Source organism: Streptomyces altiplanensis (assembly GCF_053591575.1).
The window spans coordinates 1-18,652 of sequence record NZ_JBSFUB010000092.1 but is presented as its reverse complement, the minus strand read 5'-3'; the positions used below and the strand labels follow the sequence as shown (position 1 = coordinate 18,652).

Below are 18,652 nucleotides of genomic sequence, written 5' to 3'. Positions count from 1 at the left end.
CGCGCACAGGACCACGCCGCCGCGCGTCCGTTTGCCGTCCAATGGAGCAATCCGGGCGGTCCGGCGCGGGCTTCCGGGCAGCTCCTCTGCCGGCCGCCGGTGACCGTGCGACGTACATGTGTGCGGTGAAGGGCCGGTCGGCGAAGATGTGGCTGTCACGTGTCACCCGTCAGAGCGAGGAGCGTCCGCGCAGATGCCCACTTCCGGTTCCGGTACACGGCCGCCGACGATCGCCGATGTCGCCAAGGCCGCCGCAGTGTCGCGGACGACCGTCTCGCACGCCCTGAACGGGCTCGGGAAGGTCGACCCGAGGACCCGCGAGCGCATCAAGAAGATCGCCGCCGACCTCGGTTACCGGCCGAACCTGCGGGCGCAGCGGCTGCGGAGGGGGCAGGCGAAGGCCATCGCGCTCGCCTCGTCGATGCCCTTCGCGGTGGCCGGAGGACCGTCCCGGCTCGGCTTCTACATGGAGGTCGCCGCCGCGGCCGCCGAGCGGGCGCTCGTGCACGACTACGCACTCGTGCTCGTACCGCCCGTGCAGTCGGGTTCGGCGCTGTACTCCCTGGACATCGACGGCGCCATCGTCGTGGAGCCCGACGAGAACGACATGGCCGTGGCGCAGTTGCGGGAGCGCCACCTGCCGTACGTCGCGCTCGGCCGGCCCGTGTCGTCCGAGGACGACGCCCCGTACGTCGATCTGCGCGGCGGATTCGTCGCCGAACTGCTTCTGACGCACCTCCGGGAGCAGGGAGCGCGCCGTCCGGCGCTGATCATCGGCGCCGGTGCCCGCCACTCCGCGGTCGACGCCCGCGCCGCGTTCGAGCGCTTCGCCGACGAACACGGGTGGGACCCGCTCGTCGCGACGGCTCCCGAGGAGGGCGGCGAGCAGGCCGGGTACGACCGCTGCGCCGCCCTGCTGGCCGCCCACCCCGGGATCGACGCGGTCTGCGCACTGGTGGACGCCTTCGCGGTGGGCGCCGTCCGGGCGATCCGGGACAGCGGCCGCAGGATCCCGGACGACGTCATGGTCGTCACCCGGTACGACGGTCTGTGGGCCCGGACCTGCGAACCCCCGCTGACCGCCGTCGACCTGCACCTGGACCGGGCCGCCGCGGACGCGGTGGAGCTGCTGCTCGGCCGGCTGGGCGGCGCGGCGGCGGACACGGCGCCGGCGGTGGCGCTGCCCGCGCCGCACGTGGTCCCCCGGGCCTCGTCGCTGCGCGTCACGGCGCCAGCATGAGCACCGCCCCGGAGACGAGGGCGAAGGCCAGTACGAACAGGCGCATCCTCCGTGCGTCGAAGCGGTGGTGCACCAGCCGGCTCAGCCAGGCCCCCGCCGCGAGCGCGGGCAACAGCAGTACCGTCCACCCCAGTTGGGCCGGGCTGCCCTGTCCGGTCGCGAACAGCAGCGCGAGCGAGGCGACTTCGCCGACGAGGAAGCACACAGCGACCGTGGACCGCAGCTCCGCCGGCGGGCGGTGCTGGTAGACCAGAGCGAGGGGCGGGCCGCCGACCCCGGTCGCGGTCTCCGTGAGTCCGGTGACGGCCCCGGCGGCGACGTACGCGCGCCGGCCGGGTGTGAACGCCGGAGCGGCGAGGCTGACCACCGCCGCCAGCACGGTCGACGCTCCGACGAACAGACCGAGACTGCGGTCCGGGATGACCCACAGCAGCATGAGCCCGCCCGGTGTGGCCGCCAGCCGCGCGGCGGTGATCCAGCCGGCTCCGCGCAGATCGAGAGAGGCCCGCTCGCGCCACGCGACGTACAGGTTGAGCGGGATCATCGACGCGAGTACGAACACCGGGACCAGACCGGGGTCGAGGAGCCCTGCCACCGGCGCGACGATCAGTGCGAAGCCGAGACCGCTGCTTCCCTGGACGAACGCCGCGACGGCCACCGTCACCGCGAGGATCGCCGCCGTCTCCGTACTCACTGTGCCGCGCTCCGCTCCGCGCGATCGCGGCGTGCGCGCGTGGAGGTGGGGTGGACGCGGGTCACGGGGGCCCGCTCCAGCACCTTCCGGCTCAGTTCGGCGGCCCGTCGCACCAGCGCGGGGCCGTCCCAGTCGGTCGGCTGCCCTCGCCACAGACGCAGCCGGCCGGCGACGAAGACCGCGGTGATCTGGTCGCGGTTGCCGCGCCGTACCAGCTCCCACGGCAGGTCCCAGGACAGCCGCATCTCCGGTCCGCTCACGTCGACGAGCAGGAAGTCGGCGGCGGCGCCTTCGGCTGCTCGGCCGGTACGGGCGCCGAGCCCGACGGCGTCGGCGCCTCCCCGGCCCGCGTGCTCCAGCCAGGTCCAGCCCGCGCCGCAGGAGGAGTCCCCGGTGGCCAGGCCGTAGGCGATGCGCTGCGCGAACTCGGCGGCCTCGGCCAGGCGGAAGGCGTCCCCGCGGGTGCCGTCCGTGCCCAGCCCGAACCGGATCCCCCGCTCGGCCATGGTGGTCGCCGGGGCCACGGCGTTGCCCTTCCAGGCACTGGCGACGGGGTTGTAGCTCACCGCGGCACCGGATTCGGCGAGCAGGGTCAGTTCGCGCGGGGTGAGCAGGGTGGCGTGCGCGGCCAGCAGCTGCGGTCCGAGCGCGCCGACTTCGTGGAGGTACTCCAGCGGGCGCAGCCCGTGCTGCACGAGGGAGCGTTCCACGGCGGCGAGATGCTCGTTGACGTGGATCTGGACGACGGCTCCCGCGTCGGCGGCCATGCGCGCGGTGGCGTGCAGGGTGCGGGCCGTCGCGGCCTCCGGGACGGAGACGGCGAGGGACGGGTGGATCAACTCCTCCGCGGCGTAACGGGCGAGGTGCTTCTCGGCGTTCGCGAGCACCGCCGAGGGGCCGCCGCCCGCGTCGGTGTCGTTGCAGACGAGGCCGAGCACGCAGCGGATCCCGGCGTCCCGGGCGGCCGCGGCCACGAGCTCCACGTCCACCGGCGCCCGGGTTCCGGCTTCGGCGACGGTGGTGAATCCGCCGCGCAGTGATTCCAGCGCGGCGAGTTTCGCCGCGACGTACACCGCTTCCTCGTCGAGGGCGCCTTCGAGGGGCACCCACAACCGCCGGAAGATCTCCGAGGGTTCACCGAAGGCCAGTGCCGCGCCGAAGGTCTGGGTGAGGTGGTGGTGGGCGTCGACGAAGCCGGGCATCAGGATGTGGCCGGGCAGCCGGACGGGCGTCAGGTGCGGGTGGGTCCGCTCCAGCTGTCCGGCCGGTCCGACCGCGAGGAAGACGCCTTCGGAGACGACGGCCGCGTAGTGGTCCATCGGCCCTTCGGGTGTCAGCACCACGTCGGGCACCAGGAGCAGCGCGTCGGCGCGCAGGCGGCCGGGGGTCGGGCCGGGCGGTCCGGGCAGGGGCGGCAGGTCTGGCAGGTCGGTCATCTGGCTCTTTCCGGTACGGGTCAGGAGTGCTGGGCGGGGGTGGCGGGGCGGCTTTCGCCGGCCTGCGCGGGGACGGCGGCGGCCACTCGCTTGCGCGCGAGCCGCGGCCTTACGTGGTGGAAGAGGATGTTGAGTACGGCGGCGACGAAGGCCCCGACGGCGACGCCGCTTTCGAGGAGGATCCGGACGCCGGGCGCGAAGCCGCCGTACACGCCGGGGACGAGGATGGGCAGCAGCCCGAGGGCGATGGCGACGGCGCAGACGAAGGTGTTGGTGTGCCGGTCGAGGTCCGCGCGCCCCAGCATCTGCACGCCGAGCACCGTGATCACGGCGAAGACGACCATGGCGGTGCCGCCCACGACGGCCGACGGGACGATGCTGATCGCGCGGGTGACGGGCGCGAGGAAGCCGATGACGACGAGGACCACGCCGGCGGCGGCGGTGACGTACCGGCTGCGTACGCCGGTGACGCGGACGATGCCGATGTTCTCGCCGCTGGTCACCATCAGCGGCAGGCCGAAGAAGCCGCCGAGGAGGGACGTGACCGCGTCGCCGCGGATGGTCTTGGGGACGTCCGTACGCTTGTCGATCTCCTTGCCCACGGCCTCCGCGTTGATGACGGTCTGTCCGGTGGCCTCCGCCATGGAGGCGAGGCTGTAGAGCATCAGGGGCAGCGCGGCGATCAGGTTGAACTGGGGCGAGCCGAACGGCAGCAGCTGCGGGACGTTCAGGAGCCCGCCCCCGGCGGCGGGGCCGGTGTCGACGCTGCCGAGGGCGAAGGCGAGGGCCGTACCGGCGATCAGGCCGAGCATGACGGCGAGTTGCCGCAGTACCCCGGTGAACAGCCAGTAGAAGGCGACGGTGAAGCCGATCGTCGCGAGGCCGAGCAGGAGGTTGGTGGTGTCGGCGAAACCCGGCTGCCCGGGGTGGCCGGTGACGAGCAGCGCGCCGACCTTCACCAGGTTGACGCCGACGATGACGATCATCGTGCCGATGACGAGGGCGGGGAAGAACGCCAGCAGCCGGGAGAAGACGGGCAGCACGACGAAGTAGAAGACGGCGGTGATGATCACCGCGCCGCTCGCGGTCGGGAGGCCGTGCTGTTCGGCGATGGCCAGGAAGAGGATGAGGGGGGCGCCGCCGGGCAGCATGACGAACGGCAGCCGGGGGCCGAACTTCCACGGCCCCAGCGACTGGACGAGGGTTCCGGCCCCGGAGAGCAGGAAGGCCGCCGAGAGCAGGTCGACGGTCAGACCGGGGTCCAGACGGAGTGTCGCGCTCATCAGGAAGACCGCCGAGATGGGGGTCGCGGCCATGACGAGGACGTGCTGGACACCGAAGAGCAGGATCCTGCCGATCGGGCGGGATTCGTCCACGGGGTGCGGCGTGGGAGAACCCGTGGGAAGGGACTGGGGGCGGGAGTCGGGAAGGGACGCGGGGCGGGGACTGGACACGTTCGAGCTCCGTTCGGCTCGCTCCGGCTTCGACCATGATCCGGCCCGGGACGGGGGCCAAATCGATTTGGCCAAATCGATTTGGCCGTCAGTATGTAAGGGCCCCGGGAGCGCGTCAAGGGATCCGGCGCGGCTCCGGAACCGGCCCGCGTCCGCCGGGGCGGGCGCCCGGGCGGCGAGACCGGCGAACGGGTGGTTCTGTGGTCGCGCGGCTTCATGTCCGGCAGGCCGGGCATCCGTTCGTCGAACGGTTTCGAGCCGAGGAACGGTGTGGTGATGACTGAGTACGAACGTTCGCGCACAATGCCGGCGCTGCCCGAGCACATCTTCGACCAGGCGGCCAATGTCGACCAGCTGGACCAGTGGTTGCCGGAGGCACTGCATGTGCGGGCCGGGGAACTGCCCGCCGTCACCGTCCACGAGGACCGCACCGACGAGGACACCGCGGCGCTGCTGCGCGCGCAGAAGGACCAGATGCGGCTGGAGTGGGGGACCAGGGAGCAGGGAAGCTATACCGGGTGGCTCCAAGTGGCCGGTCTGGGCAGCGGAGCCTCCGAGGTGACGGTGCATCTTTCGTTCTTCGACGAGGACCACGACCCCGGAGAGAAAGCCGTGAACGACGCCCTCGACCACAGCCTTGAACGCCTGGAGCATCAGGTACGGCTGCGCGTCGACAACGCGGCCGGCTGAGGGATCCGGCCCCGTCCGCTGTTCTCCGCCGTTCTCCGCCGCCAGCCGCCGGGCTCGTCACCGGCGGGGGGCGGTACGGCTATCGAGCTCGTAGTGGGTACACGGAGGCGGTGCGACGACGAAAACGTTCCAGCGCCCGTTCGGCCCTGCCGGCTCGCTCATCGGCTTCCGCCGCCCCTGCGAGCCGCTCCACGGGGCCCGTTCGGGCGCTCCTTGTCCGCCGGATCGCCGGATCGCCGGAAAGCCGCCGAGCGCCGAAAATGGCGTGTGAACGGCCGAGACGAGAGGCGAGAGACGAGAGGGCCGAATGATCTCCGTTTCCACGACTACCGGGCACTTCGCCAGTGAGGACCATCCCGATGAGTGACCAGACACCTTCCCAGGCAGAGGGCGAACGCGAAGACGAGGAGCGCGAGAACGTGCGCCAGACGACCCCTTCCCAGGCAGAGGGGGAGCGGGACGAGAGCGAGGAACAGGGGCCGGAGGGCGGCGCCGCTTCCGAGTAATTCCCTCTCCGCCCCCTGCGTGCGGGAGCCCCGCGTGCCGGACTCGGCGGGAAAGGGCCGTGGTGGAGGAGGGCTCGGGATGGCCGACGGTCGCCCCGCATGGGCGCAGCGCATGGAGTCCGAGCGCGCCGCCCGCGGCTGGAGCCCGCTGGACGTGGCCCGCGCGATGACCGCCCACTCCCCCGATCCGCTTCCGGAGCCGCAGGCGCTGGCCCGGGAGTGGCTTCGGTGGGAGTCCGGCGCGGCCGAACCCCGGGACCACAAGGCGCTGATCTCACAGGTGTCCGGTACGCCGGCCCTCGCCTTCTTCCCTCCGGAGCGCCCCTGTGGCAGCAGGCCCGGGGCGCGGACCGCCGCGGCGGCGGACACCGCTGAGGCCGTCGCGCGGCTGCACGCGAATGCCGTGGACCGGGCCACACTCGACGCCCTTGCCCTCACGGTCGACCGGCTGTGCTCGGAGTACGCCCGCCTGCCGGGCGAACACCTGCTGGCGGAGAGCCGTTCCTGGTCGCGCCGGCTCTCCGGAGTGCTGCGGTCGCGGCGACTGACCGCGTCCGAGCGCCGGGAAGTTCTGGTGCAGGCGGAAATGCTGGCGCTGCTGACCGGCTGCGTGGAGTACGACTCGGGCTCCTGGGACGGTGCCGAGGCCGCCCGGCGGGCCGCGCTGTCCTTGGCGGGCGAGGCGGGCCACCCCCTGATCGCCGGATGGGGGCACGAGATGCGTGCCTGGTTCGCGCTGACCCGGGGAGACCTGCGTGAGGTGATCGCGGCCTCGGAGGAGGGCATCGCGGCCGCGCCGCACACGGACGTCGAGGTGCAGCTGTGGGCGCAGAAGGCCAAGGCGTGGGCGCGGATCGGCGACCGGCGCCAGGTCGGGACCGCTCTTGACCGCGGCCGCCGTCTCCTCGAGGAGCTGGGCCTGCCGGAGAACCCGGAGAATCACTTCACCGCCGACCCCGCGAAGTGGGACTTCTGCTCGATGGACTGCTACCGCAAGCTCGGCGAGGACCGGCTTGCCGAGAATCTCGCCCGTCAGGTGCTGCGGGCCGGTGCCGATCACGACGGTACGGACCGCTCACCGATGCGGAACGCGGAGGCGCGGATCACCCTGGGTGTCGTCGCCGCCCGGCAGGGCGCGTTCGACGAGGCGGTCGCCTTCGGCATGAAGGCGCTCGGCGGCAACCGCCGTTCCCTGCCGTCCCTGTCCATGGTCGCCGAAGACCTCGGCGGCGTCCTGGCCCGGCAGGATCCGGGCCGCCCCGGCGTACGCGACTTCCTCGACCACCTGCGGATGCTGCCGCGTGCCTGAGTACGGGAACGCCGTCGCGTCCGGGGTCCTGCCCCCGGCACTCGCGACGGCCGTCCCGCACCGCGCGGTGCGGCCCACTGCGGCTCACCGCCGCAGGCTCAGCGTCCGGCCGCCCGCGCCTTGATCAGGTCCTCCAGCGACGTGTCGTGCGGGAGCTGGCCTCCCGGCGTCAGCTTGTCCACCACCTCCGGCAGGACCTGGGCGAGCTGATCGGCAGCCTCGTCCGGGGACACCCCCGCCTCCTGGGCCACCTTCTGGAGGGTGCCCGGCGGCAGCACCTCTGCGAGCTGCGCGCCGTCGATCGGCTCGTTGTCACCCGCTCCGACCCATGTGTGGGCCTTGTGCCCCAGTCCTTGTTCACCGAACACCGCCAGCAGCCGGTCCAGCGGGTTGCCGCTCCCTGCCGTGCTCCCGCTGAGCGAGCCGAGCAGGGAGCCGAGGAGGTCCGCCCTTCCGTCGCCTTTCCCCAGCAGCCCTTCGAGCAGTCGCCCCAGGTCTTCTCCCGCCACGGTCAGCCCTTTCCTCGCCAGTGGAACCGGTGGCGTACAGCGCGCCACCGCGGATGTGCCACCCGTCTACCCACATGGCTCTGCGCTACCCGGAAAGTCACCCGTCCGCCGTGCGGGGCGCCCCTCGCGTACACGCGGTCTACGGCAGCTCGACCGTCTCTATGCCCGGGTTCATCTTGTGCAGTTCGGCGGGCCGGTCGGTGATGACGGGCCAGCCCGGGCGCCGCAGGGCGAGGTGGGCGGCGTGGGCGGTGGCGAGGTCGACCTGGGCCATGGTCGCCAGGTCGGCGACGGCCAGGGCCGCGGGCCGGTCGAGGTCGTGGAACTCGAAGACCGGTGCGGCCAGCGCCAGGTCGACCTGTTCACGGCGGCGGGGCGAGATGTCGTGGCCGATCAGTCCGGCCGCCAGGACCGTCGTGGGGACGTAGAGCACCTGGATCTGCTCGACCGAGACCACGACCCGGGCCACCATGAAGGGACGGCCGAGGACGAGCTGCCGGATCGCACCGGCGTCGAGGATGTACCCGCCGATCACGCGGCCGCGCCCGCGTTGTTGCCGCGCCGGTCCGAGGTCTGGGCCCACTCCAGGGCTCTCGCCCACTCCTTGGGGCTGGTCCGCTCGACCTCGGCCGCCCAGCCCTCGATGATGCGCCGGGCGCGCTCCTCGCGTCCCAGGCGCTCTTCGACCGCTTCGGTCACGTACGCCGACACGGACTCGATGCGCTTCTCCTGGGCGAGCTTTCTCAGCATGGCCGCGCTGTCCGCCGGGATCGTGATGGTGACACGTTCCTTCTCCGTCATACGGTCAGCGTACGACCGTATGCGTCGGCGCGGCAGGGGTCCGAAAGAGGCATCCCCGGCGGACGGGCCCGGTTCTCAGGCCGCCGGCGCCAGTTCGGCGCGGCCGAAAAGGAGGGCGTAACCCCTGGGGAGGAGGGCGGTGATGCGCCGGGTGAGGTCGTCCCCCGCGCAGTCCGCGACGACGCTGAGCACGGAGCCGACTCCCCAGCGGGCGGCCGGAGGCGTGAGGTCCCCGAGTCTGGCGGCGACGGCATCGACGAACTGGGGTGCGGTCAGAGCCTGGGCAGCCGGGGTCTGGCGGGCGAGGATGCAGGCGGCTTCCACCGGCAGGCACCGCGTCAGCGCACGGCGTTCGTCGCCGGTGATGTGCGCGCCCAGCACAGTCAGCACGGTGCGCAGGACGCGCTCCGCCTCGGCGTCGGTGGCGTACTGCCCCGAGACGCGTACCTGCTGTATGAGTTCGTTCCACCGCATGGCTGTGGCTACCTTCTCTCTGCTGTTTTATTTGGTGAACACAAGAATCGAAGAACGCGAATGGTTCTAGTAACGCGAATCCGAAACGAATGTCCGGATTCAGAATGCCTCCTCGCCAGGGCCGCAGCACCTTGTGCGCGGTCCCGGCCGGGCCGTCGGGCCTGCGCCGCCGGACGCACCGGTGCTCATGTGGCCTCGGGGCGGCCGAAGAGGAGGTCGTAACCGGGGGGAAGCTGGAGCAGTACACGGCGCATCAGTTCGTCGCCCGCCGCGTCGGCCACGACGCTGAGGACGGCGCCGACGTCCCACTTGGCGGTCTCTTCCGTGGCTCCCTCGATCCACGCCGCTGTCGCCCGTACGAACCGCTCCGGCCCGAGCGGTTCGGCCGCCGGGAGCGGATTGAGCAGCAGGAGCGCGCACGTTTCCGGCAGCCGGGCGGCGAGTTCGGCCCGCTCCGAGCCCACGACGTGCGCACCCAGGAGAGCGATCACCACACGGGTGGCCCGCTCGGCCTCCTGGCGCGAGGGGTACTGGCCCCGCTCCTGGACGGCGGCCAAGAACGCGTCCCACTTGATCACCATGCCGGCCCTCTCTCGTGCGTGTCGGTGTCGACGTGCGCCCGCCCGCGGGGCGGGCCCGGGCCGGAGTTCACGGTCCGGGCCCCGCCCCGCCGGGTTCAGCCGCTGATCTGCCTCTGCGAGCTTCCGCCGCTGATGGCGATCTTGCGCGGCTTGGCCTGCTCGGCGACCGGAATGGTCAGGCGCAGCACTCCGGCGTCGTAGGAGGCGTCGATGCGCTCGGTGTCCAGCGTCTCACCGAGGAACATCTGGCGGCTGAAGGAACCCGTCGGCCGTTCCGTGATCAGGACTTCCGCGTCTTCGCCCGCGTGGGAGCGGCGCTCGGCCTTCACGGTCAGCACGTTCCGTTCGACGTCCAGGTCGATCGAATCGGGGTCCACCCCGGGCAGGTCCATTTCGACGACGAAGGTGTCGCCTTCCCGGAAGGCGTCCATCGGCATGGCCGTCGGCTGCGCGGCGGTGCCCATCAGCTGCTGGGTCAGCCGGTCGAGTTCACGGAAGGGATCGGTCCGCATGAGCATCATCGGTCACTCCTTTCCCGGATACGGGATGCACATGGCGACACCACCTATATAACTCCCAGCAGCAAAGTTGACAAGCCCCCGCTCAATCCCGGCGCGGTCGGTTTTCGGCGTACGGCCGGAGACACGACGACGGCCCTGGCGCCGGGCGGGCACCAGAGCCGTCACCGTGCGGTGACCTGCGGAAGTCTGAAGAGCTGGGGCGGCGGTCAGCCGCCGGGCGTGATACGGCCGCGCCAGGCGCCGGTCTCGCCGCCCTTGTGCTCGATGTAGTCCTTGAAGCGACGCATGTCACCCTTGACGCGCCGGTCGATCATCCCGGTCATGTCGGCGGCCTTCTCCGCGGCCCCGCTCGTCTCGACGTCCATCACGAGCTCGACCCGTGTGTGCGTGTCGTCGAGGCGCTCGAACCTGACCAGGCCCTTCTGCTGCGTGTCGCCGCTCGTCGTACGCCAGGCGATCCGGTCGTCCGGGAGCTGGTCGACGATCTCGGTGTCGAACTCCCGCTCGACTCCCCCGATCTTCGTGGTCCAGTGGTTGTGGCGGTCGTCGATCTGCCTGACTTCCTCCACCCCCTCCATGAAGTTCGGGAACTCCTCGAACTGCGTCCACTGGTTGTAGGCGGTGCGAACGGGGACCTCGACCTCTACCGTCTCCTTCACCGTGCTCATCTGCGCCTCCTCTTCGGTGACGCGCGGCAGCGTGCCCGCCGCGCGGATCTTGGCACGTCACATCGGGTACCCGGTGATCGCCCGCCTAGTCGGGGGTGCCGAGGAAGAACCGCTGTTTTCCTCCACGAGGCCGTACCCGGAGGCCGTACCCGGAGGCCGTACCCGCCCGAGGGCCGTGCTCCGCGGACCGGGCGGTCAGAGTTCCTCGGACCGTTCGTCCGACCGGCCGACACGCATCCTGCCCCGGAGCCTGGCCACCAGCGGGTACTTCTCCCGCTGCTCACGGGACTGCCGGTCCAGCTCCTCCACCAGCCTCATCGAGCGTTTCTCCACGTCCAGCTCGTCCAGGATCCGGTCGACCTCGGCCAGCAGCGCTCCGTGCAGCTGCCACTGGCGCGGATGTTCCCGCACGCCGGCGAGGAGCATGTGCGCGACGATCTCGCGGCTGTCGCGGCTGGCCGCGAGCTCCTTCAGCAGCCGTTCCTCCGCCTCCTCAGCGTTGACGGTGACCTGCGTGGTGATCAGTACGGCGAAGCTCTCGACCGCGCGGGCCATGTGCGTGAACAGTTCCCGCAGGGCGTCGGCGATGTCCGGGGGAAAGAGCGACTCTTCCGTCCGCGCCTTGGCGAGATCGGTCATCGTGCGGCACACCGTACGGAGCACCACCGCGCAGATCTCCAGGGTGTCCAGACCGGTGCGCAGCACGACGCGGAAGAGCAGGCCCTCCTTGACGCGGGGGTTGAGCCGCAGACTGTCCTCCGCCTGCCGCAGGGACGCGTCCACCTCGACGATGTCATGGTCCAGCCGGCGCGCCTCGTGCAGCAGGGCGGCGGCCTCCGCCACGGGGGTGTGGCCGCACACCTCGTCGCCGAGGCACATCAGCAGCCCGCGCATACGGCCCGCGAGACCTTCGATGGCCGCGCTGGCGGGCTGCACCCACACCGGTGGCACGAACAGGATGTTGAAAAGCAGTCCGACGACCGCCCCGATCAGTGTCTCCAGCACCCGGTCCCAGGCCGATTCGGCGACCCTCGTGGTGACGCCCAGCACCAGCATGGCGCTGATCGCCACCTCGGGGACGAACTCACCGGCCCGTACGAAACGGCCGATCACCAGCGAGGCGAGGATGATCAGTCCCAGGCTCCACCAGGACAGACCCACCAGGGAACTGAAGCCGATGGCGATGACCACGCCCACCACCACCGAGTTCACTCGGCGCATGCTGGTGGTGAGGGTCGCGTACAGGGTGACCTGGACGACGAGCAGCGCGGTCAGCGGCGCGGTCAGCGGCGCCGGTTCGCTGCTCAGCATCAGGGCGACGACGTAGGAGATCACTGCGGCTACGGTGGACCGGACCGTCTGCACGACCACGGGTTCTTTGTGCCGCCGGACGAGATTCAGCAAAGGGTCGGTAACTTCAGGCACTCTTAGCCTCTTCCCCGTCTTTGCCACCACAGGCCACATCAGTGGTCAATCACACGTGTGCTCGCCCTGCCCGGGGGCGGGAGCGGGAACGACAGCGGCTCCGCCCGTCGAGCGGGCGGAGCCGGCCGGCGTGGGCTCAGTCGTCGAGGCTGATGCGCAGCTTGGCGTATTCGTCGTCGATGACGACCTCGGCCTGCCCCTCGGCCTCCGCGTACGTGCCGGTGCCGCCGGTGACCGCCGCGTCGCCGCCGTACGGGCCGGGGCCGAACATGTCCAGGCTGCCGCTCAGGGTGATGCTGCCGTGGTCGGTGCGCAGCACGCTCTGGCACTGTGCGACGACACCGTGGGGCGTCACTTCGACAGCGCTGCAGTGGGTCGTGGTGTCACCGATCCTCTTGCCGGGCTTGCCCGTCTTGAACTCGTACAGGTGTGCGTAAACGGTCCAGTCGGAACCCTCGCGTACCGAGCGCGGCAGGGTGTCCGAGTGCTTGTGCGCCAGCCAGTTGAGCACCTTGGCCTTGGCCGCGGTCTCGGGCAGGGGGGCCGGTGCCGCCTGGGCGGTGAAGGCGAGGGCACCGGTGGCGGCCATCGCCATGGCGGCGGTGGCCGCGACGGCGGACAGCTGCCGGACACGGGAGCGGAGCATGAAACCTCCAGAAGACGAGAGTGGGATCGCCCGGCTCCATGGAGGCGACGGGCGAAAGCGAGCCCACCTCAACGCGCTGAAACTGCTTCGGGAGATCGCCACGAGCGAAGAGTCACCCGCCTGGTTGCGCGCCTTCACCCCTTCGGCCTTCAGGAGGCCCTGCTCACCGAGCGGCCGCGGCGCTCCGTCAGGCGTCCGGGTGTGCCTGAGTCCGGAGCGCCCGGGAACTGCCGGGGCAGTTGCCCGGCGGCGGGAAACGGTGTCCCTTCACGTCCGTGCTCCGGTTCCGCGACGCGTCCGGCCGGTCCGCGGCTCGTCGCCGGTGTCACCGGGACGGGCGGGTGTCACCGGGACGGGGCGGCCGCCTCGACGGCGGCGTGGCACCGCTCGACCACCGGCCGCGGATCGCGTGCGTAACCGCCGTCGCCGAAGAGCTCGAAGGTCATGCAGCCGCCGTACCGCCGGCGGTCGAGGGCGGCCAGGTACTCGGCCAGGGGCAGCTCCCCGTCGCCCCACGCCAGATGCCCCGCGGGGCGGCCGTCGATGAGGTGGACGTGCCGGATGCGGTCGCCGAGCGCGTCGAAGGCGTCGTCCACGGTCTCCCCGGCGACAGCCATGGCGACCGTGTCGAGCACGGCGCCGAGGTTCGCCGCGCCGATCTCGTCGGTCATCGCCGCGAGGGTGCGGTAGTCGTTGACGAGGTTCGACTCCACGCGCTGGAGCGGTTCGAGTACGCACCCCACCCCCAGGGTGTCCGCGTAGGCGGCGATGTCGCCGACCGCTTCGACGGAGCGGCGCCACGCGACGTCCGCCGGTTCGCTCTCGTCACCGCGCCCGGGGGTCACCAGGAGCAGTTCCGCGCCGAGTTCCGCGCACAGCTGCGCCGCGCGGCGGAACATGCGGATGCTCTCGGTGCGCAGCCAGGGGACCGGTGAGGCCACGTTGACCGGGTACATCACCTGCTCGGGGGTGAGGCAGTGCGTCCGAAGACCGCGTGCCGCGGCGAGGCGCCGGACGCTCCGCGCGTCGGCGTCGGTCAGCCGCGGGATGTGGAAGTGGGGCGCGATGCCCCACAGTTCGAGCTTCTCACGGCCGAGGCCGGCCATGTCGTCGAGGAACCGCTCGAACGGCAGGTGCTGGTAGGCGAAGTTGGATCCGGTGATCTGCCGGGTGGAGAGGGCCATGGAGGGCTCCTTCGTAGCTGGCGCGCGGTCACTTTCCGATGCCGTCGGCGAGGCCCTTGACGATGTAGCGCTGCCCGAAGAAGAAGAGCAGCACCACCGGTACCGCCGCGATCGCCATGCCGGCGAAGACGACGGGGAAGTCGGTGCCGTGCTTGCTCATCAGGCTCGTCAGGCCCACCGGAAGGGTCTGTACGTCGCTGCCGTTGGTGAAGACCATGGCGAAGAGGTACTCGTTCCAGGCGAAGAGGACGTGCAGCAGCACCGTGGAGGTGATGACCGGCTTGCACATCGGCAGGATGATCCGCCAGAACGCGGTCCAGCGGCCGGCGCCGTCGATCTCGGCCGCCTCGTCGACCTCGCGCGGCAGGTCGATCATGTAGGCGCGGATCAGGAAGGTCGTGAAGGGGACGCGGAAGGCCGTGTACAGGATGAGCAGTGCCCAGAAGCTGTTGTAGAGGCCCATCGCCTGGAACATCCGCACCAGGGGCACGAGCGCCACGGTCGGGGTGAGCATGAGCCCGCCGAGGACGACGGCGGTGAGCACCTTGTTGAGCGGGATGTTCACGCGGGTGAGTCCGTACGCCGCCCAGGCGCTGATGAACACGGTCGCGACCGTGGAGACCACCGTGACCAGCACACTGGCCATGAGGTAGTCGCTCACCCCGCGGTTCCACGCCTTCTGGTAGTTCGCGAAACTCCAGTCGACGGGGAGCGCGAACGGGTCGTCGAAGAGTTCGGCGTTGGTCTTGAACCCGTTGAGCACCATCCACAGCAGCGGGTAGAGCACGACCACTGCGAGGCCGAGCAGGAAGGCCCACATGAAGATGCGCGCGATCGCGCCGAGGAAGCCGAGGCGGCTCACCATTCCACCCTTCTCTTACGGGTGATCCACAGCTGTGCCACGGCGATGGCGAGGGTGATCACGAAGATCACCGTGCCGATCGCCGCCGCGTAGCCGAAGTCGTTGCGTACGAAACCGTTGCGGTACAGCCAGGTGCCCAGCACCTGCGTCGAGTTGTTGGGGCCGCCGCTGGTCATCACCATGACCTCGTTGAACACCTGGAACGCGCCCGAGACGGTCACCATCATCATGAGCCCGGTCATCTCGCGCACCAGCGGGAGCGTGACGTGGAAGAAGCGGCGGACCGGCCCGACGCCGTCGAGGGAGGCCGCCTCGTACAGCTCGGAGGGGATGCGCTGGATCGCGATGGCGAACAGCAGGGTGCAGTACCCGAAACCCTGCCACTGGCTCATCGCGATGACAGCGAACATCGCGGTGCTTTCCTGCCCCAGCCACGCCTGGCCGAACCGGCCGAGTCCCACCGCTTCGAGCACGTGGTTGAGCAGCCCCAGCCTGGGCTCGTAGACGAAGTAGAAGAGCAGGCCCGCGACGGTGAGGGAGATCGCCGAGGGGATGAAGTAGACCGCCCGGAGAGCGCGCGCCCAGCGAGGGCTGCGGATGCTTTCGACGAGTGCGGCGAGCAGCAGGGCGCCGCACACCTGGAACACGATCGACAGCACCGCGTACCAGAGGTTGTTGGCGAACGACGACCAGAAGACCGGGTCGTCGAACAGTTCGCGGTAGTTCTCCAGGCCGACGTACTCCTGGCTTCCGCTGTAGATGTCCCACGTCAGCGTGGAGAACCCGAAGTTCTGCACGAGCGGCAGGTAGACGAACACCCCGAGCAGGACGAGGGCCGGAATGACCCAGGCCAGCCCGAGCGCTCTTCGGCACATGGTGCGCACCGGCATGTCTCCCTTCGGCCGTGCGGCTACTTGGCCGACTTCGAGGCCCGGCGCACGCTCTCGAGCACTTCCCCGGGAGACATGCCGCCGCTGATCAGCGCCTCGCCGCCGGCCAGCCAGGCGTCGGCGACCTCGGGCGCCGTCACCATGTCCAGCCAGCCGGCCAGGCGCGGGGCCTTGTTGACCGTCTCGATGCCCTGGAAGACGGCCCGGCTGGAGGTCTCGGGGGTGACCGCTCCGACGACCGTGCTGGGCTGGCCGTAAGGGGGCGAGGAGAGCGTCTTCGCGTTGCGGCGCTCCGTCACGAACTTCATGAAGTCGACGGCGAGGGCCGCTCGCGGCGACCTGGCGTTGACGAGGTACCCCTCCGGCGCCCCCTCGATCGCCTCGGGGTCGCCCTTCGCTCCTTCGGGTACGGGCAGCGGGCGGACGGCCAGGTTCTGGGGTGTGAGAGCCCGGGGCCCGGCTCCCGCGCCGGCCGCTGTCGCGTTGTCGAACTCCAGGATCTCCTGGTAGTACATCGCCGCCTTGCCGCGGGAGAACGCCTCCTGCGCCGAGGTGTAGAGCACGCCGTTGGTGCCGCCGCGGGTATCGGTGCAGGTGCTGACCAGGGTCTTGAACTGCTTGAGCGCGGTGAGGTAGCCGGCGTCGTCGAGCGTGGCCGTCCCGGGGTGGTGGTCCGCTTCGCGGATCTCGCGCGGCACGTGGTACGCGAAGAGCTGCTGCAGGTAGTGCAGGGCGGGCCAGCCGTCCTTGTTGCCGAAGGCGATGGGCTCGTATCCGGCCTTGCGCAGGTGCGGGCAGCTGTCGAGGAGTTCCTCGAAGGTGGTGGGCACCTCGACACCGGCCTCGGCGAAGGCGGCCTTGTTGTAGCCCATGAACTTGCCGTTGTTGTACAGGGGTATCCCGTAGTACCGGCCGTCGTGGGCGAAGGCGGACAGGGACGCCTCGCTGAAGGTCCGGCCCCACTCGGTGTCGGGGCCGATCACCTCGGTGAGGTCCGACGCACGGCCGCCGCGTATGAAGTTCTCGGCCCAGTTGCCCGTCCACGTGAAGTAGAGGTCGGGAAGGGCGTCGGACGCGGTGAGCGTCTTCGTCTTGTCCTTGATGCTCTGGTCGGTCTCCTGGATGAGCTCGACCTCCACCCCGGGATGCTTCCGCTCGTACGCGGCGGCGAGGTCCTCGAAGTACGGACTGAGCGGATCGCCCGCGAACTTGGTGAGGATGCTGAGGGTGCCGGAGAACTCCGGCTTCGCGGTGACGTCGGCCGCCGGCGCTTTCGCCGGCCCGGCGAAACAGCCGGTGAGGGCGAGCACCGAGGCCCCGAAGAGTGCCGCGTACCTCGTCAGTGCACGAGCGCGCATGGGCTTCCTTTCTGACACGGATCTGACACGAACCGCTGGTGTGCGGCGACTGTACAGAGATTCTGATACCGGTACCAGACATGGAATGAAGATCTTCTTCTCGACCGGCCGGAGCCGCTCGGCGGGCGCGCGGATTGATGCGCCCATTCCCTGAAGATCTGCTGTTGGGAGCCAAGTTGAGCACGCTCAGCAGAAGATCTGCGCCGCTTCGGTGTTGACGGTGTGCGTCCACTGTGTCAGCGTGACCTCCGCGTGATACCGGTATCAGGTCGCTCAGCGCCGCCGGCCGCACCCTTTCCTGAAAGGACGCGAAGATGCTCGGATTCAACGAGCCGGAATTCCTCTCCCAGCTGGCGAGCACGGTGGCGTTGCGCCACCGGATCGAGGAGCTCGCCGACCGCCTCGTGGACGAGGGGTTCGACCACCTCTTCCTCGTCGGAGCCGGCGGCACGTACGCCCAGATGTGGCCCTACGAACAGCTCGCCCGGCGCATCTCGACGCTCCCCGTACGGGCCGTGGTCGCCGCCGAGCTCGCCGCCGCGGGCGATGCCACGCTCGGCGAGCGCTCGGTGGCCGTCTTCACCTCCGTGTCGGGCACGACGGAGGACAGCCTCCGCGCCGTCGAGTTCTGCAAGTCGAAGGGCGCCCGGACGGTCGGCTTCACCGGGTACGCCGATTCGCCCATCGCCCGGAGCGTCGACGTCGCGCTCGTGTCGGAGCCGAAGGCCTGGCCGTTCGACCCGCAGATGCTGCTGCTCATGGGCCGGCTGTTCGCGCGCCGGGGCGAGTTCGAGGGATACGAGAAGCTCGCCGACGAGCTCGCGGACATCCCGCGCGTCCTCCTCGACGTGGCCAGGCAGGCCGATGCCCCGGCAGCCGCCTTCGCCGAGGCCCACAAGGACACCGACTACCACTTCCTCGTCGGCGGCGGAAACCTGTGGGGCTTCACGTACCTCTACTCCATGTGCATCCTCGAGGAGATGCAGTGGCTGCGCACCACCCGGGTGCACAGCGCCGAGTTCTTCCACGGCTCCCTGGAACTGCTGGAGAAGGACACCAGCGTGATCGTCTTCCAGGGCGAGGACGAGACGCGCGCCCTCACCGACCGCGCCGAGGCCTTCGCGAAGCGCGTCTCCCACGACGTCACCGTCTTCGACACCCGCGACTACGCGCTGGAGGGCATCAGCCCCCGATTCCGCGGTCTGCTCGCGCCGCTCGTGCTCGACACGGTGATGGGCCGGGTCAGCAAGCACCTGGAACGCGTACGCGACCACTCGCTCGACCTGCGCCGCTACTACCGGGTCATGGATGATCATCCGGGTGAACGGCGCCTCCGGGAGCGCCACGACGAGGCTCGACGGCGAGCCGTCCTCACGACAACCGGCCGACGAGGTGCCGGCGTAC

21 protein-coding genes are annotated in these 18,652 nt (G+C 70.6%); 5 read left to right on the top strand and 16 right to left on the bottom strand.

The features are described 5' to 3' along the window. Positions 1–193: 193 nt before the first annotated feature. Complete coding sequence (locus ACWD0Y_RS29185) at positions 194–1,240, top strand: LacI family DNA-binding transcriptional regulator (protein WP_450263314.1); 1,047 nt, start codon at positions 194–196, stop codon at positions 1,238–1,240. On the opposite strand, the gene ACWD0Y_RS29180 is transcribed toward ACWD0Y_RS29185, so the two are convergent. Genes ACWD0Y_RS29180 through ACWD0Y_RS29170 form a run of 3 tightly spaced genes read right to left on the bottom strand, consistent with a single transcriptional unit; the run spans position 1,224 to position 4,746 of the window. After that, positions 1,224–1,934, bottom strand: coding sequence for a sulfite exporter TauE/SafE family protein (locus ACWD0Y_RS29180; protein ID WP_450263313.1), 711 nt, complete (start codon positions 1,932–1,934; stop codon positions 1,224–1,226). The two genes, ACWD0Y_RS29185 and ACWD0Y_RS29180, sit on opposite strands and share 17 nt — an antisense overlap. Further along, positions 1,931–3,370 (bottom strand): amidohydrolase family protein, encoded by a 1,440-nt coding sequence (locus ACWD0Y_RS29175; RefSeq protein WP_450263312.1) that lies wholly within the window; start codon positions 3,368–3,370, stop codon positions 1,931–1,933. Before ACWD0Y_RS29175 ends, ACWD0Y_RS29180 begins: the two co-directional genes overlap by 4 nt. A 20-nt stretch (positions 3,371–3,390) precedes the next feature. After that, positions 3,391–4,746, bottom strand: coding sequence for a uracil-xanthine permease family protein (locus ACWD0Y_RS29170; protein WP_450263311.1), 1,356 nt, complete (start codon positions 4,744–4,746; stop codon positions 3,391–3,393). 354 nt (positions 4,747–5,100) lie between these two features. On the opposite strand from ACWD0Y_RS29170, the gene ACWD0Y_RS29165 reads away from it, so the two are divergent. The 3 genes from ACWD0Y_RS29165 to ACWD0Y_RS29155 all read left to right on the top strand — a co-directional run bounded on the left by ACWD0Y_RS29165 (position 5,101) and on the right by ACWD0Y_RS29155 (position 7,329). Continuing rightward, the gene (locus ACWD0Y_RS29165; protein WP_450263310.1) at positions 5,101–5,514 is read left to right on the top strand and encodes an SRPBCC family protein; all 414 of its coding nucleotides are present in this window, start codon (positions 5,101–5,103) and stop codon (positions 5,512–5,514) included. Positions 5,515–5,873: 359 nt separating this feature from the next. Next, on the top strand, positions 5,874–6,020 hold the full coding sequence (locus tag ACWD0Y_RS29160; protein WP_450263309.1) for a hypothetical protein: 147 nt from the start codon (positions 5,874–5,876) through the stop codon (positions 6,018–6,020). Between the two features lie 79 nt (positions 6,021–6,099). Next, entirely contained in the window at positions 6,100–7,329 is a 1,230-nt protein-coding gene (locus ACWD0Y_RS29155; protein ID WP_450263308.1) for an XRE family transcriptional regulator, read from the top strand. Between the two features lie 98 nt (positions 7,330–7,427). On the opposite strand, the gene ACWD0Y_RS29150 is transcribed toward ACWD0Y_RS29155, so the two are convergent. The 13 genes from ACWD0Y_RS29150 to ACWD0Y_RS29090 form a co-directional block, all read right to left on the bottom strand. Continuing rightward, entirely contained in the window at positions 7,428–7,886 is a 459-nt protein-coding gene (locus ACWD0Y_RS29150) for a YidB family protein (protein WP_450263307.1), read from the bottom strand. Positions 7,887–7,977: 91 nt separating this feature from the next. Continuing rightward, positions 7,978–8,373, bottom strand: coding sequence for a hypothetical protein (locus ACWD0Y_RS29145; RefSeq protein WP_093797362.1), 396 nt, complete (start codon positions 8,371–8,373; stop codon positions 7,978–7,980). Continuing rightward, on the bottom strand, positions 8,370–8,639 hold the full coding sequence (locus ACWD0Y_RS29140; RefSeq protein ID WP_093797364.1) for a hypothetical protein: 270 nt from the start codon (positions 8,637–8,639) through the stop codon (positions 8,370–8,372). The genes ACWD0Y_RS29145 and ACWD0Y_RS29140 overlap by 4 nt, the downstream gene beginning before the upstream one ends. Positions 8,640–8,714: 75 nt before the next feature. Beyond that, positions 8,715–9,113: a DUF2267 domain-containing protein gene (locus ACWD0Y_RS29135; RefSeq protein ID WP_450263306.1), complete on the bottom strand. Its 399-nt coding sequence runs from the start codon at positions 9,111–9,113 to the stop codon at positions 8,715–8,717. 185 nt (positions 9,114–9,298) lie between these two features. Next, positions 9,299–9,694 carry a DUF2267 domain-containing protein gene (locus ACWD0Y_RS29130; protein ID WP_450263305.1) on the bottom strand — a complete coding sequence of 132 codons (396 nt, stop codon included), beginning with the start codon at positions 9,692–9,694 and terminating at the stop codon, positions 9,299–9,301. A gap of 95 nt (positions 9,695–9,789) precedes the next feature. Continuing rightward, entirely contained in the window at positions 9,790–10,212 is a 423-nt protein-coding gene (locus ACWD0Y_RS29125) for an Hsp20/alpha crystallin family protein (RefSeq protein WP_176710243.1), read from the bottom strand. A 209-nt stretch (positions 10,213–10,421) separates the two neighbouring features. Next, the gene (locus ACWD0Y_RS29120; protein WP_450263304.1) at positions 10,422–10,883 is read right to left on the bottom strand and encodes an SRPBCC family protein; all 462 of its coding nucleotides are present in this window, start codon (positions 10,881–10,883) and stop codon (positions 10,422–10,424) included. Positions 10,884–11,078: 195 nt separating this feature from the next. Next, entirely contained in the window at positions 11,079–12,308 is a 1,230-nt protein-coding gene (locus ACWD0Y_RS29115; RefSeq protein WP_450263303.1) for an FUSC family protein, read from the bottom strand. A 136-nt stretch (positions 12,309–12,444) separates the two neighbouring features. Continuing rightward, entirely contained in the window at positions 12,445–12,954 is a 510-nt protein-coding gene (locus ACWD0Y_RS29110) for a hypothetical protein (protein WP_450263302.1), read from the bottom strand. Positions 12,955–13,298: 344 nt separating this feature from the next. After that, complete coding sequence (locus ACWD0Y_RS29105; protein ID WP_450263301.1) at positions 13,299–14,138, bottom strand: sugar phosphate isomerase/epimerase family protein; 840 nt, start codon at positions 14,136–14,138, stop codon at positions 13,299–13,301. Positions 14,139–14,166: 28 nt separating this feature from the next. After that, entirely contained in the window at positions 14,167–15,003 is an 837-nt protein-coding gene (locus ACWD0Y_RS29100; protein WP_450263300.1) for a carbohydrate ABC transporter permease, read from the bottom strand. Then, positions 14,997–15,890, bottom strand: coding sequence for a carbohydrate ABC transporter permease (locus tag ACWD0Y_RS29095; protein WP_450263299.1), 894 nt, complete (start codon positions 15,888–15,890; stop codon positions 14,997–14,999). Before ACWD0Y_RS29095 ends, ACWD0Y_RS29100 begins: the two co-directional genes overlap by 7 nt. Before the next feature lie 20 nt (positions 15,891–15,910). After that, positions 15,911–17,248 carry an ABC transporter substrate-binding protein gene (locus ACWD0Y_RS29090; protein WP_450263298.1) on the bottom strand — a complete coding sequence of 446 codons (1,338 nt, stop codon included), beginning with the start codon at positions 17,246–17,248 and terminating at the stop codon, positions 15,911–15,913. Positions 17,249–17,562: 314 nt separating this feature from the next. Here ACWD0Y_RS29090 and ACWD0Y_RS29085 point away from each other — a divergent pair. Beyond that, positions 17,563–18,652, top strand: a 1,090-nt coding sequence (locus ACWD0Y_RS29085) for an SIS domain-containing protein (RefSeq protein WP_450263297.1), incomplete at its 3' end; no start/stop codon positions are given.

What these genes read in the sequence shown, in the direction of transcription:
- ACWD0Y_RS29135 (WP_450263306.1), bottom strand. Translation starts at nt 9,113, where the DNA reads ATGCGGTGGAACGAACTCATACAGCAGGTACGCGTCTCGGGGCAGTAC.
- ACWD0Y_RS29100 (WP_450263300.1), bottom strand. Translation starts at nt 15,003, where the DNA reads ATGGTGAGCCGCCTCGGCTTCCTCGGCGCGATCGCGCGCATCTTCATG.
- ACWD0Y_RS29110 (WP_450263302.1), bottom strand. Translation starts at nt 12,954, where the DNA reads ATGCTCCGCTCCCGTGTCCGGCAGCTGTCCGCCGTCGCGGCCACCGCC.
- ACWD0Y_RS29105 (WP_450263301.1), bottom strand. Translation starts at nt 14,138, where the DNA reads ATGGCCCTCTCCACCCGGCAGATCACCGGATCCAACTTCGCCTACCAG.
- ACWD0Y_RS29095 (WP_450263299.1), bottom strand. Translation starts at nt 15,890, where the DNA reads ATGCCGGTGCGCACCATGTGCCGAAGAGCGCTCGGGCTGGCCTGGGTC.
- ACWD0Y_RS29125 (WP_176710243.1), bottom strand. Translation starts at nt 10,212, where the DNA reads ATGCTCATGCGGACCGATCCCTTCCGTGAACTCGACCGGCTGACCCAG.
- ACWD0Y_RS29130 (WP_450263305.1), bottom strand. Translation starts at nt 9,694, where the DNA reads ATGGTGATCAAGTGGGACGCGTTCTTGGCCGCCGTCCAGGAGCGGGGC.
- ACWD0Y_RS29165 (WP_450263310.1), top strand. Translation starts at nt 5,101, where the DNA reads ATGACTGAGTACGAACGTTCGCGCACAATGCCGGCGCTGCCCGAGCAC.
- ACWD0Y_RS29120 (WP_450263304.1), bottom strand. Translation starts at nt 10,883, where the DNA reads ATGAGCACGGTGAAGGAGACGGTAGAGGTCGAGGTCCCCGTTCGCACC.
- ACWD0Y_RS29140 (WP_093797364.1), bottom strand. Translation starts at nt 8,639, where the DNA reads ATGACGGAGAAGGAACGTGTCACCATCACGATCCCGGCGGACAGCGCG.
- ACWD0Y_RS29175 (WP_450263312.1), bottom strand. Translation starts at nt 3,370, where the DNA reads ATGACCGACCTGCCAGACCTGCCGCCCCTGCCCGGACCGCCCGGCCCG.
- ACWD0Y_RS29185 (WP_450263314.1), top strand. Translation starts at nt 194, where the DNA reads ATGCCCACTTCCGGTTCCGGTACACGGCCGCCGACGATCGCCGATGTC.
- ACWD0Y_RS29090 (WP_450263298.1), bottom strand. Translation starts at nt 17,248, where the DNA reads ATGCGCGCTCGTGCACTGACGAGGTACGCGGCACTCTTCGGGGCCTCG.
- ACWD0Y_RS29160 (WP_450263309.1), top strand. Translation starts at nt 5,874, where the DNA reads ATGAGTGACCAGACACCTTCCCAGGCAGAGGGCGAACGCGAAGACGAG.
- ACWD0Y_RS29155 (WP_450263308.1), top strand. Translation starts at nt 6,100, where the DNA reads ATGGCCGACGGTCGCCCCGCATGGGCGCAGCGCATGGAGTCCGAGCGC.